18 protein-coding genes are annotated in these 16,565 nt (G+C 64.3%); 13 read left to right on the forward strand and 5 right to left on the reverse strand.

The window, feature by feature from the left end; genetic code table 11:
* The first annotated feature begins 121 nt into the window (after window positions 1-121).
* A complete protein-coding gene (locus tag KIH79_RS03150; protein WP_236023560.1) occupies window positions 122-1,813 on the forward strand; it encodes a spermidine synthase in 1,692 nt (563 codons plus the stop codon).
* 147 nt (window positions 1,814-1,960) lie between these two features.
* Here KIH79_RS03150 and KIH79_RS03155 read toward each other — a convergent pair whose 3' ends face one another.
* Complete coding sequence (locus KIH79_RS03155; RefSeq protein WP_219058065.1) at window positions 1,961-2,158, reverse strand: hypothetical protein; 198 nt, start codon at window positions 2,156-2,158, stop codon at window positions 1,961-1,963.
* Here KIH79_RS03155 and infC point away from each other — a divergent pair.
* From infC to KIH79_RS03215, 12 genes are all read left to right on the forward strand, one after another.
* Window positions 2,157-2,858, forward strand: coding sequence for a translation initiation factor IF-3 (gene infC / locus KIH79_RS03160; RefSeq protein ID WP_033494849.1), 702 nt, complete (start codon window positions 2,157-2,159; stop codon window positions 2,856-2,858). The genes KIH79_RS03155 and infC overlap by 2 nt on opposite strands.
* 18 nt (window positions 2,859-2,876) lie before the next feature.
* Complete coding sequence (rpmI, locus tag KIH79_RS03165) at window positions 2,877-3,071, forward strand: 50S ribosomal protein L35 (protein WP_033494847.1); 195 nt, start codon at window positions 2,877-2,879, stop codon at window positions 3,069-3,071.
* Window positions 3,072-3,121: 50 nt separating this feature from the next.
* Window positions 3,122-3,505 carry a 50S ribosomal protein L20 gene (gene rplT, locus KIH79_RS03170; RefSeq protein WP_219058066.1) on the forward strand — a complete coding sequence of 128 codons (384 nt, stop codon included), beginning with the start codon at window positions 3,122-3,124 and terminating at the stop codon, window positions 3,503-3,505.
* A gap of 184 nt (window positions 3,506-3,689) precedes the next feature.
* A complete protein-coding gene (gene xerD, locus KIH79_RS03175; protein WP_219058067.1) occupies window positions 3,690-4,709 on the forward strand; it encodes a site-specific tyrosine recombinase XerD in 1,020 nt (339 codons plus the stop codon).
* A 170-nt stretch (window positions 4,710-4,879) separates the two neighbouring features.
* On the forward strand, window positions 4,880-5,719 hold the full coding sequence (locus KIH79_RS03180; protein ID WP_219058068.1) for a ParA family protein: 840 nt from the start codon (window positions 4,880-4,882) through the stop codon (window positions 5,717-5,719).
* A 71-nt stretch (window positions 5,720-5,790) separates the two neighbouring features.
* Window positions 5,791-6,711 (forward strand): segregation and condensation protein A, encoded by a 921-nt coding sequence (locus tag KIH79_RS03185; protein ID WP_219058087.1) that lies wholly within the window; start codon window positions 5,791-5,793, stop codon window positions 6,709-6,711.
* Between the two features lie 113 nt (window positions 6,712-6,824).
* A complete protein-coding gene (gene scpB, locus KIH79_RS03190) occupies window positions 6,825-7,412 on the forward strand; it encodes an SMC-Scp complex subunit ScpB (protein ID WP_219058069.1) in 588 nt (195 codons plus the stop codon).
* A 3-nt stretch (window positions 7,413-7,415) separates the two neighbouring features.
* A complete protein-coding gene (locus tag KIH79_RS03195) occupies window positions 7,416-8,222 on the forward strand; it encodes an NUDIX hydrolase (RefSeq protein WP_219058070.1) in 807 nt (268 codons plus the stop codon).
* A gap of 183 nt (window positions 8,223-8,405) precedes the next feature.
* Complete coding sequence (gene typA / locus KIH79_RS03200) at window positions 8,406-10,334, forward strand: translational GTPase TypA (protein ID WP_033494842.1); 1,929 nt, start codon at window positions 8,406-8,408, stop codon at window positions 10,332-10,334.
* 552 nt (window positions 10,335-10,886) lie between these two features.
* Entirely contained in the window at window positions 10,887-11,372 is a 486-nt protein-coding gene (locus KIH79_RS03205; protein WP_236023561.1) for an alcohol dehydrogenase, read from the forward strand.
* Window positions 11,369-12,394 carry a prephenate dehydratase gene (locus KIH79_RS03210; protein ID WP_219058071.1) on the forward strand — a complete coding sequence of 342 codons (1,026 nt, stop codon included), beginning with the start codon at window positions 11,369-11,371 and terminating at the stop codon, window positions 12,392-12,394. Before KIH79_RS03205 ends, KIH79_RS03210 begins: the two co-directional genes overlap by 4 nt.
* Window positions 12,388-13,482 (forward strand): prephenate dehydrogenase, encoded by a 1,095-nt coding sequence (locus tag KIH79_RS03215; protein ID WP_219058088.1) that lies wholly within the window; start codon window positions 12,388-12,390, stop codon window positions 13,480-13,482. Before KIH79_RS03210 ends, KIH79_RS03215 begins: the two co-directional genes overlap by 7 nt.
* Window positions 13,483-13,536: 54 nt before the next feature.
* On the opposite strand, the gene KIH79_RS03220 is transcribed toward KIH79_RS03215, so the two are convergent.
* From KIH79_RS03220 to KIH79_RS03235, 4 genes are all read right to left on the reverse strand, one after another.
* Complete coding sequence (locus KIH79_RS03220) at window positions 13,537-13,788, reverse strand: DUF6725 family protein (protein ID WP_033494840.1); 252 nt, start codon at window positions 13,786-13,788, stop codon at window positions 13,537-13,539.
* Between the two features lie 120 nt (window positions 13,789-13,908).
* Complete coding sequence (locus tag KIH79_RS03225) at window positions 13,909-14,880, reverse strand: hypothetical protein (RefSeq protein WP_219058072.1); 972 nt, start codon at window positions 14,878-14,880, stop codon at window positions 13,909-13,911.
* Window positions 14,881-14,932: 52 nt separating this feature from the next.
* Window positions 14,933-15,565: a hypothetical protein gene (locus tag KIH79_RS03230; protein WP_219058073.1), complete on the reverse strand. Its 633-nt coding sequence runs from the start codon at window positions 15,563-15,565 to the stop codon at window positions 14,933-14,935.
* Window positions 15,566-16,061: 496 nt separating this feature from the next.
* Window positions 16,062-16,565 (reverse strand): hypothetical protein (locus KIH79_RS03235; RefSeq protein WP_219058074.1); only part of this gene is annotated, 504 nt, incomplete at its 5' end.

Consider the following 16,565-nt stretch of genomic DNA (forward strand, 5'->3'; position numbering starts at 1 on the left):
CGTGCGGCGGCAGTGCGCCGAAACGCGCGGTGGTGTAGGCTCGCGAGAGGTATCGGAGCGGCATGCGGAACGACGCGTGCGCGCCCGACGCGCGCACGACAATGAGAATGTGGGAGGGCACATGGCGAAGGCGGATGCGAAGACGGAACGGCCGATCCTGAAGTCGAAGATCTTCCTGTACGTCACCGAATTCTTCTCCGGCATGGCCGTCATGGCCGCCGAACTCGGCGCGTCGCGGCTGCTCGCGCCCTACTTCTCCAGCTCGCAGATCGTATGGACCATCATCATCGGCACCATCATGATCGCGCTCGCGCTCGGCGCCGTGTTCGGCGGGCGCTGGGCCGACCGCGACCCCAACCCCGACAAGCTCTACTTCCGCATTCTCGTCGCCGCCGTGTGGATTGCGCTCATCCCGCTCGTCGGCAAGTACCTCATCATCGCGATCTCCGGACTGCTCATCGTCACCGTCTCCACGAACTTCCTTGTCATCGCCGCGTTCGTCAGCTGCATGATCATCTTCGTGCCGCCGCTGTTCCTGCTCGGCACCGTCACGCCCGGCCTCAACAAGTTCGCCACCGACTCGCTCGAAGACAACGCGTCCGTCGTCGGGCGCCTGTCCGCATGCAACACGGTCGGCTCCATCCTCGGCACGTTCCTGCCGACGTTCGTGACGATCCCCGCCGTCGGCACATTCGTCACCTTCCTCATCTTCTCCGGACTGCTCCTGTGCCTGCCGGTCGTCTACTTCCTCGCCGCGCGCATCCGCCGCGTCGCGTGCGCCGTCTCCGCCGCGGTCTTCGTGGCCTCCGGCGTGTTCTCGCCGATGAGCGGCTTCGCGTTCTGGGAAAACCAGTCGGTCGTCGCCTACGAGGGCGAGTCGATCTACAACTACCTGCAGGTCAAGAACCTGGCCGACCGGACGATCCTGTCCACCAACGTGCTCTTCGGCGTGCAGTCCGTCACCATGAAGCGCCCCGGCCTGACCGGCATGTACTACGACACCGCGCTCGCCGCCCCCTCGCTCGCCGACAAGGCCGACTCCGCGCTCATCCTCGGCATGGGCACCGGCACGTACGCGCGCCAGCTGCGCCAGTACTATCCCGATATGGCGATCACCGGCGTGGAGATCGACGGCAAGATCACGCGGCTGGCCGGGGAGTACTTCGACGAACCCTCCGACATCGACGTGTCGACCTACGACGGGCGCGCGTGGCTCGCCGCCAGCCATGACACGTACGACGTGATCATGGTCGACGCGTATCAGGACATCACCATCCCGTTCCAGATGAGCTCGACCGAATTCTTCTCCATGGTAAAGCGGCACCTCAACCCGGGCGGCGTGATGGTCGTGAACATGAACATGATCTCCGATGGGCGCGGCTCGATCAACGAGGCGCTCACCGACACGATCTCGACCGTGTTCGGCTCGGCCAACGTGCGCACGGCCGACGTGCCCGGCACCACGAACCGCGAACTGTTCGCCAAGACCATGGACATCGGCGGTGCGACCACCGCGATGAAGGACGGCGAGGACATGGACTCGCTGTCCGATCCCGGAACATTGGAAACGCGCGCGTACGACCGCACGCACAGCCACGAGCTCGCCGCGACGATGCACGACGTCGCCGACCGCATGGAGACGGTCGACGATCCGCGCGAGAAGACGGACGCGACGATCCTGACCGACGACAAGGCGCCCGTCGAGGTGCTCGGCATGCGCGCGATCGACAACATCATCGCCGAACAGGCCGGACCGTACCGCGAACTGCTGAAGCGGGAGGGGATCGCCGGACTGCTCAAGGCCGTGCGGTGACGGCGGGGCGTGCGCCCGCGCGCCTGCGTCTCGGCGCGTCCGCCGCCGACGCGACACGCCGGTGGCGGCGATGTGGTAGTATCTACAAGGCTTGAGAAATCAAGAAAGCGGGGCAACCCCACCTGGAAGCCTTTCATGGCCTCGGGTTCAAGGCAACAGCCTGCCGATCGCGGCGAGAATGGTCACGGTCGGGCGCGAGCGACGGTTATCGGTCGCCGCGCAACGCACGATATTCACGATATCGATGACGTGCGAGTCATGATCGGTGCCGCGAAGGCATTGGTCCGGTTGTGCCATGAATCCGCATGCCGTGCGGGAATCCAGCGGGTCCGCTTCGGAGAACATGAGGATTGGAGTCATCATCAGCGACGAACCACGCATTAACGACGAGATTCGCGTCTCCCAGGTGCGTCTGATCGGCCCGAACGGCGAGCAGGTGGGAGTCATCGCGACTTCCGTCGCACTGAACCTGGCCAAGGAAGCGAACCTCGATCTCGTCGAGGTGGCGCCCAACGCGAAGCCTCCGGTCGCCAAGCTCATCGATTACGGCAAGTTCAAGTACAACGAGAAGATCAAGGCCCGTGAAGCCCGCCGCAATCAGAGCACCGCGGAGATCAAGGAAATCCGCTTCCGCCTGAAGATCGACGAGCACGACTTTCAGGTCAAGAAGGGCCACGTCACCCGCTTCCTGAGCGGCGGCGACAAGGTCAAGGTCACGATCATGCTGCGCGGCCGCGAGCAGTCCCGCCCGATCGGCGGCGTGGAGCTGCTGCAGCGACTGGCCGACGAGGTGCAGGAGTACGGCACCATCGAGTCCGCCCCCAAGCAGGAGGGACGCAACATCATCATGACGCTTGCGCCCAAGGGCAAGAAGGTGCACACCCAGTCCGAACAGCGTCGTCGCGGCGACCAGTCGCGCGCCGAGCGTCAGGCCCGTCAGGCGGCACGTCTGGCGGCCAAGCAGGAGGCGACGGCAGCGGCCGCAGCCGAGGCGCAGGCATCGGTGTCCGGTGCCGAAGACAACCAGACTTCCGAAACGAAGTAACCAACAAGGAGGGCAGCAATGCCGAAGATGAAAACCAATTCCGCCGCGTCCAAGCGCGTCCGCGTCACCGGCAAGGGCAAGCTGATGCAGGCCGGCAGCGCCATGCGCCACAACCTGGAGCACAAGTCCGCCCGCAAGCGCCGCGCGCTCAAGGCCGACGCCGTGCTCGCCAACGGCCAGACCAAGGTCATGAAGAAGCTGCTGGGCCTCTGACGCCGAGCCGATTCGAAACAAAACGTCATTAGAAAGCTGAGGAATAGAATATGGCACGTGTCAAGCGCGCAGTGAACGCCCACAAGAAGCGTCGCGTCGTTCTCGAGAGGGCCTCCGGCTACCGCGGCCAGCGCTCCCGTCTCTACCGCAAGGCCAAGGAGCAGCTGCTTCACTCCTTTACCTACAACTTCCGCGACCGCAAGGCTCGCAAGGGCGACTTCCGCAAGCTGTGGATCCAGCGCATCAACGCCGCCGTCCGCGCTGAGGGCATCACCTACAACCGCTTCATCCAGGGCCTGCACCTCGCCGGCATCGAGCTGGATCGCCGCGCCCTCGCCGAGATCGCTGTCTCCGATCCGGAGTCCTTCAAGGCCATCGTCGAGGCCGCCAAGGCCGCTCTGCCGGAGGACGTGAACGCTCCGGTCGAGGCCTGAGCCTGACTGGTGAGCTTCGCTCAATGCGTTGATCGGCTCGGCATGCACGCCGGCCGGCAATGATCATGAAAACCCCGCCATCGCGCGGGGTTTTCCTGTTTCCACTGCTGTTTCGTCGTGGCGGAAATCGCTCGCTAAGCGGAGCGTCAGCGAGCGATTTCCGCCACGATATGATGGGAGAATGATGGGGGAATCGGAGAGCACGTCGGCGCTGGCGCGGCTGCGCGAGCGGTTCGTCGCGCACATCGCGGTGGAGCGCGGCCTGTCGGCGGCGACGGTCACGGCATACGAGTCCGATCTCGGCAAGTACTTCGCGTGGCTGGGGGAACGGGGCATCGACGATCCGGCCCGCATCGACCGGCGCGACGTGGAGGACTATGTCGCCCATCTCGACGCCGCCGGCGACAGCGCGCGCAGCAAGGCGCGCCGGCTCGCCAGCGTGCACATGTTCCACCGGTTCGCGCTGGCCGAGCACGCCGTGGCCGACGACGTGTCCGCCGCGGTCAAACCTCCCAAGGGCGCGAGCACGCTGCCCGACGTGCTCACCGTGGACGAGGTCGCGCGCCTGCTCGACGCGGTGCCGGCGCCGTCGCTGCCCGCAACAACTCCGGAAACCGCATCGACTTCGGCGGAGACGGGATCCTCGGCGGCGTCCCCCGCACCGGCCGCCTCGATCGAAGACGCGGTGCTGCTGCGCGACAAGGCGCTGCTCGAATTCATGTACGCCACCGGCTCACGCGTCTCCGAAGCGGTGGGCGCGGACCTCGCCGACGTCGATCTCGACGAACACGTCGCGCGCCTGACCGGCAAGGGATCAAAGCAGCGGCTCGTGCCGCTCGGCACCTACGCATGCGCCGCGCTGCGCCACTACATCGCCGCAGGCCGGCCAGTGCTCGAGTCCGCGGCGAAAACCAAGCCGGAACGCCGCGCGATCTTCCTCAACAAACGCGGCAAACGGCTGTCACGCCAATCCGTGTGGGAGATCGTCCGGCTCGCCGGCGAACGCGCGCACATCGACAAGCCGCTCCATCCGCACACGCTGCGCCACTCGTTCGCCACGCATCTCATCCAGGGCGGCGCCGACGTGCGCACCGTGCAGGAACTGCTCGGCCACGCCTCCGTGACCACCACGCAGATCTACACGCACGTCAGTCCGGAAAACCTGATCGAAACCTATCTCACCGCCCATCCGCGGGCGCGGTGACATACGTGACACGCGGAAGATGCGCTCACGGCCGATTCGTACAAACGTGCGACCATAATAAGCAAGGATTTTTCAGCGGAACACGCCGGCAGCGCCGCGTTCGGGCCCCACGGGGCGAACGCTCGGCGCGACGGGGTTCCCTCGATGACGGAGATGATAAGGTAACTAGTATGCCTACCGATCTGCTTGGACGTGAATACGAGACCTTCCCCGCACCCGAACCGCTGCGACAGCACGGTCCGGCGCGGGTCATCGCCATGTGCAACCAGAAGGGCGGCGTCGGCAAAACCACCAGTTCCATCAACATCGCCGGCGCGCTCAGCCAGTACGGCCGCCGCGTGCTCATCGTCGACTTCGACCCGCAGGGCGCGGCCAGCGTCGGCCTTGGCATCAACGCGAACCTCGTCGACAACACGATCTACACGGCGCTGTTCAACCCGCGCATGGACGTGCACGAGGTCATCCAGCACACCGAATTCGAGAACCTCGACATCATTCCGGCCAACATCGACCTGTCCGCGGCCGAAGTGCAGCTCGTCACCGAAGTCGGCCGCGAGCAGATCCTCGCCAGCGTGCTGCGCCCGATCAAGGACGAGTACGACGTGATCATCGTCGACTGCCAGCCGTCCCTCGGCCTGCTCACCGTCAACGCGCTCACCGCGGCCGACGGCGTGATCATCCCCGTGGCGGCCGAATTCTTCGCGCTGCGCGGCGTCGCCCTGCTCATGCAGTCCATCGAAAAGGTGCAGTCGCGCATCAACCCCGGACTGCAGGTGTACGGCGTGCTCGTCACCATGTACATGAAGACGCTGCACTGCGAGGAGGTCCTCCAGCGCATCTACGAGGCGTTCCAGGACAAGGTGTTCCACACGGTCATCTCCCGTTCCATCAAACTGCCCGACTCCACGGTCGCCGCCGCGCCGATCACCATTTTCGCGCCCGGCCACAAGACCAGCAAGGAATACCGGGAAGTTGCCCGCGAACTCGTCGCCCGCGGGGTGATCGCCTGAACGCGGCAATCGCGGCGATGACCGAACCCGAAACCACGCTTGACAACACCGTGCCTGACGAGACCGCCGCAATGCCTGCGGAAACCGTTTCGGCCGGGGGAGACGGCCTGTCGCATGATTCTCCGGTGTCCGCCACCGCCTCGGCGACGGCATTGACGACGGTCGGACAGTCCGATCACGGCTTCCAAGTGAACCTCGACGTCTATTCCGGTCCGTTCGACGCGATGCTTGGCATGATCGCCAACCACCGCCTCGACCTGACCGAAGTGTCGCTGTCGGCGATCACCGAGGAATTCCTCGCCTACGTGCGCGGCATGGACTTCGCGCGCAACATGGACGAGGCGAGCGGATTCGTCGACGTCGCCTCGATTCTTATCGAAGCGAAAAGCGCCGCGCTGCTGCCCGGCACCGACGAGGGGCCGCGTGACGAGGCGAGCATGGAGGCGCTGCGCGAACGCGACCTGCTGTTCGCGCGCCTGCTGCAGTACCGCGCGTTCAAACAGGCCGCCGCCGACTTCCGCGCGCGGTTCGCCGCAAACGCCGGACGATACCCGCATCCGGCGGCGATCGACCCGGCCGTGGCGTCCATCCTGCCCGAACTCGCGCTCACCGCGACACCGCTCGACCTTGCCCGGCTCGCGGCACGGGCCATCGCCAACCGGCCGCCGGAGGAAGTGGCCACGCATCAGCTGCATGTGCCGCCCGCCGACCTCAAGGAACAGGCGGCGCTGGTGCGCGACCGGCTGCGCGCGCTGGGGGAGGGCGAATCGCTCACCTTCGACGAACTCGCCGAAGACGCGGCCTCGCAGGCGCAGGTCGTCGCACGCTTCCTCGCCGTGCTCGCCTTCTTCAAGCAGGGTGTCGTCCAGTTCCGGCAGGACGGCCCGTACGAGACGCTGCACCTGCGTTGGGCGCTGGGCGCTACCGGTGCGGACGACGGCGACGATCATGACGACACGATGACGGACATCAGCGAAAAGGATTTTGCATGACGGCAACGGAACTAACTGGCACGACAGCCCGCTTGGCAGCAGATGAGGCTGCCGGCCCGGCGGCCAATGCGACGCGCGGCGCGATATCGGACGCTGCGACGTCAAATGATGCGATGTCAAATGCTGCGGCGTCGAACACCGCGCCGACGCAGCCTGCGGACGACTACGAGGGCGGCCTTCGCGCCTGCCTCGAGGCGGTGCTCATGGCCGCCGACGAACCGCAGCGGGAAGCCGATCTGGCCCGTGTTCTCGGACGCAGCGCGGCCGTGATCGGAGAGACGCTTGAACTGATGCGCGCCGACTACGACGCCGAACAGCGCGGATTCGAACTGCGCCGCACCACGCGCGGATGGCAGTACGCGAGCCGCGCCGCGTTCGAGCCGGTCGTCGCCGCGTTCGTGACCGACGGACAGACCGCGCGACTGTCGCAGGCCGCGATGGAGGCGCTCGCGATCATCGCCTACCAGCAGCCGGTCACGCGCGCTCAGGTCGCGGCGATCCGCGGCGTGAACTCGGACGGCGTGATCCGCTCGCTCACCGTGCGTGGACTCGTGCGCGAGGACGGCGCGGACCCCGAATCGCGCGCCGCACGGCTCGTCACCACCGAACTGTTCCTCGACAAGATGGGCTTGGACAGCCTCGCCGGGCTGCCCGAACTCGCGCCGTTCCTGCCGGCGGCCGACACGGTCGCGGAGCTGTGACCGATGGGATACGGCAACGTCAGCGAACGCAGGATGCAGCCGCCGCAGGTCGGCGTCTCCATCGTGATCCTCGCGCTCGGACCCGCCGCGGATGAGGCTGATCGCAGTCGGCTGTGGCTGCCGCTCGTCAGGCGCGTGCGCCAGCCGTTCCAAGGCTGCTGGGCGTTGCCTGGCGGCGATCTGCGCGCCGACCGGTCGCTCGAGCAGTCCGCGTACCTCGCGCTCGAATCGACCACCAGCCTGCATCCGAAATATCTCGAGCAGCTGCACACGTTCGGCGACCCCGACCGGTCGCGCGGCGGGCTGCCCATGGTGTCGATCGTCTATTGGGCGCTCGTCGGGCAGGCCGAAACGCGCGACTTTGCCGAAGCGGACAACGTGCGCTGGTTTCCGGAAAACGAGCTGCCGGAACTCGCGTTCGACCATCGCCAGATCATCGGCCACGCGCTGCGGCAGCTGCGCGAGCGCATCGCCTATCCCGAACTCGTGGCCCGTCTTGTCGGTCCCGAATTCACGCTGCGTCAGCTGCACGGCCTGACCGAGGCGATCACCGGCGAGAGCGTCGATCTGGCGAACTTCCGGCGCAAGATGCTCGCCAGCGGCAGCATCGTCGAAACGGGGGAGAAGATCCGCGAAGGGCGGCAGCGGCCGGCCGCCGTCTACCGGTACGTGTCGGACGAGCAGCCCACGGACGGGCTTGCCGGCGAGGACCTCGACCGTCTCGCGCGGCGCACGGCCGCCGGCGGGGCGGGGGAGCCGGCGCGGCGGGCCGCGGCCGACGCGGTGATGTCCGCGCTGACGACGGACTGACGACGGACGGCGACCGACTGACGGCCATGCGGATGATCGCAAGAGCGATCGTGCGGACCGGCGGCGTCCGTCGAAGCATTCCGGTATGATTGGGCCGGTTTGTGTGCAAAGAACAGGTAGAACCAATTACCGTACCGATTGAATTTACGCAAGCAACGACAAGTCGATTAAGAGAGGTTTTCGATGGCGGTTCGTGGTGATATTCGAAATGTGGCGATCGTGGCGCACGTCGATCACGGCAAGACCACGCTGGTGAACGCGATGCTCCAGCAGTCCCATGTGTTCAACGAGCGCGAGGCCGTGCCGGATCGCGTGATGGACTCCAACGATCTCGAACGCGAGAAGGGCATCACCATCCTCGCCAAGAACACGGCCGTCGAGTACACCGGCCCGCTGGCCGCCAAGTACGGCTACCCGGACGGCATCACGCTCAACATCATCGACACCCCCGGCCACGCCGACTTCGGCGGCGAGGTCGAGCGCGGCATCTCCATGGTCGACGGCGTCGTCCTGCTCGTGGACGCCTCCGAAGGCCCGCTGCCGCAGACCCGCTTCGTGCTGCGCAAGGCCCTCGAGGCCAAGCTGCCGGTCATCCTGTGCGTGAACAAGGTCGACCGTCCGGACGCCCGCATCGAAGAGGTTGTCTCCGAGTCCACCGACCTGCTGCTCGGCCTCGCCCAGGACGTCGTCGAGGAAGGCGTCGACCTCGACCTCGACCACCTGCTCGACCTGCCGGTCGTCTACTGCGCGGCCAAGGCCGGCTACGCCTCCGCCAACCAGCCGGAGAACGGCGCCCTGCCGGACAACGACAACCTCGAACCGCTCTTCGAGGACATCATCAAGTACATCCCGGCCCCGGAGTACGAGGAAGGCGCGCCGCTGCAGGCCCACGTCGCCAACATCGACTCCTCCGACTTCCTCGGCCGACTCGGCCTCGTGCGCATCTACAACGGCACCCTCGAGAAGGGCAAGACCTACGGCCTGTCCCGCGTCGACGGCTCCATCGAGAACTTCCGCGTCGTCGAGCTGCTGCGCACGCAGGGCCTTGACCGCCAGCCCGTCGAATCCGCGGGCCCGGGCGACATCGTCGCCGTCGCCGGCGTCAACGACATCATGATCGGCGAAACCATCGTCGACCCGAACGATCCGAAGCCGCTGCCGCTCATCCACGTCGACGACCCGGCCATTTCCATGACCTTCGGCGTCAACGACTCCCCGCTCGCCGGCCGCGAGGGCAAGGACCACAAGCTCACCGCCCGCATGATCAAGGACCGCCTCGACCGCGAGCTCATCGGCAACGTGTCCATCAAGGTGCTGCCGACCGAGCGCCCGGACGCGTGGGAGGTGCAGGGCCGCGGCGAACTCGCGCTGGCCGTGCTCGCCGAGCAGATGCGCCGCGAAGGCTACGAGCTGACCGTCGGCCGCCCGCAGGTCGTCACCAAGACCATCGACGGCGTGATCAACGAGCCGATGGAGAACACCACCATCGACGTGCCGGAAGAGTACATGGGCACCGTCACGCAGCTGCTCGCCGACCGCAAGGGCCGCATGGACTCCATGTCCAACCACGGCTCCGGTTGGGTGCGCCTGCAGTTCACCGTGCCGTCCCGCGGCCTGATCGGCTTCCGCACCGCGCTGCTGAGCGCCACCCGCGGCACCGGCATCGCCTCCTCGCTGTCCGCCGGCTACGCGCCATGGGCGGGCGCCATCGTGACCCGCCAGAACGGCTCCATGGTCTCCGACCGCGCCGGCGTGGCCACCCCGTACGCCATGCAGCGACTGCAGGCCCGCGGCATCTTCTTCGTCGAGCCGCAGTCCAACGTGTACGAGGGCCAGGTCGTCGGCATGAACAACAAGCCTGACGAGCTCGACGTGAACATCACGCTCGCCAAGCACATGACCAACATGCGCTCCTCCACCGCGGACGTGCTCGAAACCCTGACCCCGCCGGTCAAGATGAGCCTCGAGGAGTCGCTCGACTTCGCCAACGAGGACGAGTGCGTCGAGGTCACGCCGGAGTCCATCCGCGTGCGCAAGATCATCCTCGGCCGCGAGGACTGGTACAAGTGGCGCGCCAAGCAGCGTCGCCAGAACAATCAGGCCAACAAGTAAGCCTGTTAGCCGTTGAACTGACCGGGGCATCGGGGATCAATCTCCGGTGCCCTTTCCTATGTGCATCGCCGTTAGGCATGAGTACGGATAAGGTTTCGTGCCACACCGTGGTGAAAATGGGTGAGATCGGAGCGACATGACATGGAACGGTGTCACGCTTTGAGATTTTGCCGTTGTTGCTCCGTTGTATGACAAAGCGGTCCCTGGACGATTGTCTGCTCCTGACCTGCATTGGCGAGATTCCGCCGTTTGTGATTGCTTCAATTTGTCATGCTTTTCCTGATCGTGGCTTCTTTCATGATGCGTGACAAATCTGCTGCCACACATTACTCGGGACGTCTGGCTTCTCCAATGTGTGACAATGCGATTCGGCGCATTTCCCTGGCACCAATTCCCTGATGGCGTGAGAACTCGTGCTCGGCTGGTGTTGACGTGCGTCGGATCGTGCGGCCAGCTCTATTAGACGGCGACGATTCCATTCAAGTCCGCGGTTCCGCCCGTCATGCGGCGCACGATGCGCGATGAGCGCAGCGTAAACCTATACTGAAACGCATGACTTCAACTCGGAACGATCGAATGATGCCGTGGACGCACGAGCTGAACATGCCGCTGCGCATGCTCGTCACCGCGGCGGCGGGCATCGGCGCGGCGCTGGTCGGTACGTTCGCGCACCGCATGGGCGCGTCGATGAACATTCCGTACGGACTCATGCTCGCGTTTGCGATCCTTGGCATGTCCGCATGGTGCGCGCGTTCACGTTGCGGCGTGACCGGACTCGCCGTGCATCTGATCTTCTCGTCGGCGACCGCATGGCTGATCGCGGCCGGTGCGACGGGCGGCGACGTGCTCACGCCGGCCGGATTCAACACCGACACGCTGCCGTACTTCAGTCAGCACGCCGGCTACATCTGGCTGCTTGGCGGCATCATCGTGCAGGTCGTACTGCTGCTCATGCCGCCCGCATGGTTCCGCATCGACGCGCGACATGCCGATGGCGTGCGCTCCTACCGCGCGGCCGAAGAAACGGAGACTGCATGACGGACTACGAACAGGGGCAAGCCGTGCGCGCGCTGCACTATCTCGGGCCGGAAGGCACGTTCACCCATCAGGCCGCGCTCGGGGCCGCGTCCTCGCTGTCCGCGCTGGCGGAGGGGAATATCGAGCTCAAGGCCGAACCGGACGCGATCTCGATCCTCAACGCCGTGCAGGAACGCGGCGACTGGGGCGTGATCGCGTGGGAGAACAACATCGAAGGCTACGTTGTACCGAACCTCGACGCGCTCATCGACGCCGCCGACGTGGCCGCGTTCGCGCGCGTCGGCGTCGACGTGTCGTTCGACGCGTTCGTGCGGCCCGGCGAAGCGATCGACGACTGCACGACGATCACCGCGCATCCGCACGGGCTCGCGCAATGCCGCCGGTTCGCCGCCGACCACGGGCTCAAGCCGACGCCCGCCGCGTCGAATGGCGCGGGCTGCCGCGATCTCAAGCCCGGACAGGTCGCGCTCGGCCCGTCCATCTGCGGCGAACTGTACGGGCTCACGCGCGTCGCCACGGCCGTCGAAGACTATCCTGGCGCGCACACCGACTTTCTCGTGCTCGCCCCGCGCGGCGACATGCCCGCGCTGCTGGAACGGCTCCGCAAACGCACCGACGAATTCGAGTCGATCGTCACGCTCATTCCGCTCAGCACCGGCCCCGGCGTGCTCGCCAACCTGCTCGACGTGCTGCGCGACGCGGGACTCAACATGACCAGCTTCATCTCCCGGCCGATCAAAGGCCGCGGCGGCACGTACAGCTTCATCGCCACGATGGACGCCGCGCCATGGCAGGATCGTTTCCGTTCGGCGCTCACCGAAGTGGCCGAGCACGGCGACTGGGTGAAAACGCTGGCCGTCTATCCGCGTCAGGAACGACCCAATCCGCCCGTATACGCATGGTCACTGCCCAACGGCGGTGTGCGGCTCGACCCAGATGCGATTGCGGAGAACGATGCGAACGCCACGCCGGCGGGCGGCTGGCAGAACGAGGCGACGACGCGAAAGGAACTGCTGTGGTAGACAAGACGAACGACTCGACGGCGGGAACCGAGACCGCTGATGATCGTAAGACGGTCGCCGACAAGACAATCGCTGACAAGACGGTCGCCGACATGACCGTCGGCATCGTCGGACTCGGCCTGATCGGCGGCTCGCTCGCCCGGCGCCTCGCCGCACGCGGCCTGCACGTCGTCGCATGGAACCATCGCGACCATCCGTACGCGCAGGCCGAAGCCGACGGCATCCGCTGCGTCGCGTCGCTCGCGCAACTGGCCGCGGCCAAGCCGCACGTGATCGTCCTGTGCAATCCGCTCAAGGCCATGCCGGCGATCCTCGCGGAACTGAAACCCGTGCTCGACCCGGCCGCGACCACGCTCACCGACGTGGGCAGCGTCAAGGGCATGGTGCGCGAACAGGTCGAAGCGGCAGGACTGGGGGAGTGCTACGTCGGCGCGCACCCGATGGCCGGCAACGAACTGTCCGGTTGGCAGGCCGCCGATCCGGCGCTCTACGACGACGCGCTGTGGGCCGTCACCGTGCGCGACGACACGTCGTACGCGCGGTTCCGCGACGTCGCGAACCTGATCGTCTCGGGCGCGGGCAACCGCATCATCGTGCTCGACGACACGGTGCACGATCAGGCTGCCGCGCTCATCTCGCACATGCCGCACGTCGTCGCCACGGCGCTCATCAACCAGCTCGTCGACGATCCGAACCGCAACATCGCGGCCGCGCTCGCTGCAGGCTCGTGGCGCGACATGACGCGCGTCGCGCTCACCGATCCGAACCGCACGCGCGCGATGGTCGACGAGGATGCTACGAACGTCGAATCATTGCTGCGTGCGATGGCCGGACGGCTCATGGCCGTGGCCGATGCGCTGCGCGACGGCGACGACGGCGCGATGACCCGGTTCTTCGCCGACGGACAGCCGTTCCGCGACTACAAGATGATGCAGCGTTCCGGCGACGTGCGGTACGAGGAACGCGACGTCGCGTTCGATCCGGCGCACTGGCAGGCCGAACTGCTCGCGTCGGCGCGCCGCGGCGAGCACGTCATCGGATTCGCCGGCGACCATGCCGTGCGTGTGCAGGTGCGTTCCGCCGTCTAGCGGTCGCGCCCGCACGCGATGCGCCGACCGCAGTGCCGACAGGCCGCAATGCCGTCAGGGACGGGTGAAGTTGCGCTCGGGAACGGGTTTCAGCGTGATGATCGTATCGGCGTCGATGGTGACGTTCTGCTCGGGACGCGAGCCGTTGGCGGCCGCGTCGCGCGTCAGTTCGAGACGATGCCCGTCCCACGAGCGCACATGCCCCACATAGTCGCGGTATTTCATACGACGATCGACCGGATCGACGCCTTCCGACACGCGCACGACCACGCGCGCATGGGCCGGAATCTCATTGGGAATGGGCATGATGGCCTCCTTCGGCTACCGTACTGACGGTTCCATCCTACGCTAGTGTTTATGGATTCCAGCGTCACCGGCTCCGTTTGCGTGCAAAAAGCTGGGGCTACTTTTAATCTCGTGCGTTCACTATTGCGGCGCCGCCGTGATGGCGATGTGCGTGCGGAGGTATTCGTCGATGGCGGTCAATCCGCTGGTGTCGCCTTGTTTGATCTGGGCGACGAGCCGGTCGTAGTCCACGGTGCCGCCCGACTGCATTTCGGTCATGGCTCGCGCGTCTTCCTGTGAGACCGAGTCGGGATCGGTGACCGCTATATATGCCCAGTACTTGACCCACAACTGTATGGGGAATCCGTTGATGTTCTTCGTTTCGATCAGTTTCTCGCTGGGATCCCCAGGGTCTTCGGACCACGACATAACGACGTGGCATAGTTCGAGGTCCGTCCTATCCCTGCCGGAGAGGTAGGCGTGCACGGTCGAATCGAGCACGTAGCTGATGTCCCATGCGTCCGGCATCGTGACCCGGTAGATGGGATATTCGATGACTTTTTGAGTCATGAGAAGATTCCCGTATTGCCATACGATGTCTAATGCCCCATTGCTGCGTCTCTGGTACACCCTGTACTGACCGGCGGTTTGCGTTTCCCACTCAGCTGGTGCGTCTGCAGGATCGGAGGTTTTGCCGAGCTGCAGGATCCTGTCCATGCATGATCGTGTCTCGTCGACGATGTTGCCGGTAGCCGTTTCGGCATGCAGCCATATGCGCGTGTGATCCTCGGAACGTTGCCATGACACGGTATTGGCATTCGTGTTCCTGGGTTCGCACTCGAGCCATACGCGGTCGAGTCCGGTGTCGACGGGGGTCGAGGCCGGCTTGTCGGTCTTCCACGTTCCGGCCACCGGGTCCTCAAGCGTGTGGTCCTTCCGTTTCGGGCTGGCGTATCTCGCCAATGGGCCGGCGTTCGTGTCCGTTCCGGCGGTCACATCCGGTGGTGACGGTGCGTCGCCACCGGCGTCCGACGACGAGCAGCCGGACAATCCGCACGTCAGCATCAGCATTGTTATCAATCCGGCCGTAAATTTCTTTATTGGATGCATCATACGTTCCTTGTGTCGTTGTTCGTAGTGATCGGATCGATATCGTCAACTTGAGTCAGCGTTGCGGAGAGGTCGTGCATTGGACGAACACCCCTGCTTGCAGCGGATCATAATCAGGATATGCGGGATCCTCGTATGGGCCGAGCACTCTGTATCGTGCGGCCGGATCCTCCAGCATATGCAGATATTCGTCAAGCGTCATCGACTTGTCGATCAGTTTCTTGCGTTGCAGACATTCAAGAATTAGCTCATTGATGTCCTTGTGTTCGGGGTTGTTACGTATCTTCCGTGCGAGTTCCAGCAATGGATCGAATCCGGTGGACCTGCCGCATCCATCCAGATGCTGTCTGGTTTCCTGTGCGGTTTTGCCCCGGGCATGTTCAGTGGGGTTGACTGCTTCTCCGCCGTCGCCTTTGTCGATGTAGATCCATTCGTAGCCGAGGTCGGCCATGCACTTGGTCATGTCGGATTCGATCTGGGCCTGTTCGGCGTCGTCGATGACCCCGTCTTCAAGCACCTTGCGCACGGTCTCGTTATCAGACTCGTCGCGTACCCGCTGCAGGGAAGCACCCCACGGGCCGGAAAACGGATCGGTCTGACCACTGTCAGACTCAGACCGCATGGCGCAGCCGGAGCACGCCAACACCAGCACAGGCAGCAACAGTGCTATCACTCGTCTGACTTTCATTGATTCTCGTTCCAGTATTTGCTTGTCGAGCCGAATGAAATGAAGAGTTAGCAGTACGCTGTCAGATTTAACGGAGCCGCATACTTAATTGCTTATTCCACTCGGTAATGTCCTGTGTATCCGACTCGGTCGATATCATCTTGAATTGCACGGGATTGATAATTCATAGGCATCCATGGCCCTCGTCTATATACATTGGGATCACGCGGCATGGGTTTATAATATCCCCATACCTCGTGTTGAGCCTCGCATCCTCGTGTCGTTGTTTCCGCATACAAACTAGTAGCTAATCCCATGCAAGGTGCTTGACTGCTCGCTTTCGCGGCATGCGCTGTCGAAATCATCGTACTGATGATGATTACTGCTATTGTCGAGGTGACAATACCTTTTTTCATCATATTTATCGTATTCATACCTCATCCTTTGAGCGATGATTTGCCTTAGCGATAGATTTTATAAAGAGTAACAATGCATCCATGTTTTTGCCGTTCAAGACTTACTGCATCGGGGCTACGGAGCATTGCTGGAATGTTTGAGCTTGTTGTGGATCGTAGTCGGGGTTTTCGGGATCTTTGTACTTGTCGAACAACCTGTCGCTCAAACTAGTGTCACCACTCTTCATGGAGTTCCAGTACTCGTCGAATGTAATCGACCTATCGATGAGGCCCTTGCGTTGAAGACAATCAAAGATCGGTTCGCTGGGATTCTTGTGTTCGGGGTTGTTACGTATCTGCCGTGCGAGTTCCAGCAATGGATCGAATCCGGTGGACCTGCCGCACTTTTCCTTGGCTTGATTGGATTCCTGTCCGGTTGCGTTCCGTGTCCGCTCGGTGCTGTTGACTGCTTCTCCGCCGTCGCCTTTGTCGATGTAGGTCCATTCGTAGCCGAGGTCGGCCATGCACTTGGTCATGTCGGATTCGATCTGGGCCTGTTCGGCGTCGTCGATGACCCCGTCTTCAAGCACCTTGCGCACGGTCTCGTTATCAGACTCGTCGCGTAC

The sequence above is a fragment of the Bifidobacterium miconis genome (assembly GCF_019331735.1).
GTDB lineage: Bacteria > Actinomycetota > Actinomycetes > Actinomycetales > Bifidobacteriaceae > Bifidobacterium > Bifidobacterium miconis.

Bases quoted from the DNA above. Each gene is read 5' to 3' on its own strand.
- KIH79_RS03230 (WP_219058073.1), bottom strand. From the start codon at position 15,565: ATGAAAGTCAGACGAGTGATAGCACTGTTGCTGCCTGTGCTGGTGTTG.
- KIH79_RS03150 (WP_236023560.1), top strand. From the start codon at position 122: ATGGCGAAGGCGGATGCGAAGACGGAACGGCCGATCCTGAAGTCGAAG.
- infC (WP_033494849.1), top strand. From the start codon at position 2,157: ATGAGGATTGGAGTCATCATCAGCGACGAACCACGCATTAACGACGAG.
- KIH79_RS03210 (WP_219058071.1), top strand. From the start codon at position 11,369: ATGACGGACTACGAACAGGGGCAAGCCGTGCGCGCGCTGCACTATCTC.
- typA (WP_033494842.1), top strand. From the start codon at position 8,406: ATGGCGGTTCGTGGTGATATTCGAAATGTGGCGATCGTGGCGCACGTC.
- KIH79_RS03185 (WP_219058087.1), top strand. From the start codon at position 5,791: ATGCCTGCGGAAACCGTTTCGGCCGGGGGAGACGGCCTGTCGCATGAT.
- KIH79_RS03205 (WP_236023561.1), top strand. From the start codon at position 10,887: ATGACTTCAACTCGGAACGATCGAATGATGCCGTGGACGCACGAGCTG.
- KIH79_RS03180 (WP_219058068.1), top strand. From the start codon at position 4,880: ATGCCTACCGATCTGCTTGGACGTGAATACGAGACCTTCCCCGCACCC.
- KIH79_RS03155 (WP_219058065.1), bottom strand. From the start codon at position 2,158: ATGTTCTCCGAAGCGGACCCGCTGGATTCCCGCACGGCATGCGGATTC.
- rpmI (WP_033494847.1), top strand. From the start codon at position 2,877: ATGCCGAAGATGAAAACCAATTCCGCCGCGTCCAAGCGCGTCCGCGTC.
- KIH79_RS03225 (WP_219058072.1), bottom strand. From the start codon at position 14,880: ATGATGCATCCAATAAAGAAATTTACGGCCGGATTGATAACAATGCTG.
- KIH79_RS03195 (WP_219058070.1), top strand. From the start codon at position 7,416: ATGGGATACGGCAACGTCAGCGAACGCAGGATGCAGCCGCCGCAGGTC.
- xerD (WP_219058067.1), top strand. From the start codon at position 3,690: ATGGGGGAATCGGAGAGCACGTCGGCGCTGGCGCGGCTGCGCGAGCGG.
- KIH79_RS03220 (WP_033494840.1), bottom strand. From the start codon at position 13,788: ATGCCCATTCCCAATGAGATTCCGGCCCATGCGCGCGTGGTCGTGCGC.
- scpB (WP_219058069.1), top strand. From the start codon at position 6,825: ATGTCAAATGCTGCGGCGTCGAACACCGCGCCGACGCAGCCTGCGGAC.
- rplT (WP_219058066.1), top strand. From the start codon at position 3,122: ATGGCACGTGTCAAGCGCGCAGTGAACGCCCACAAGAAGCGTCGCGTC.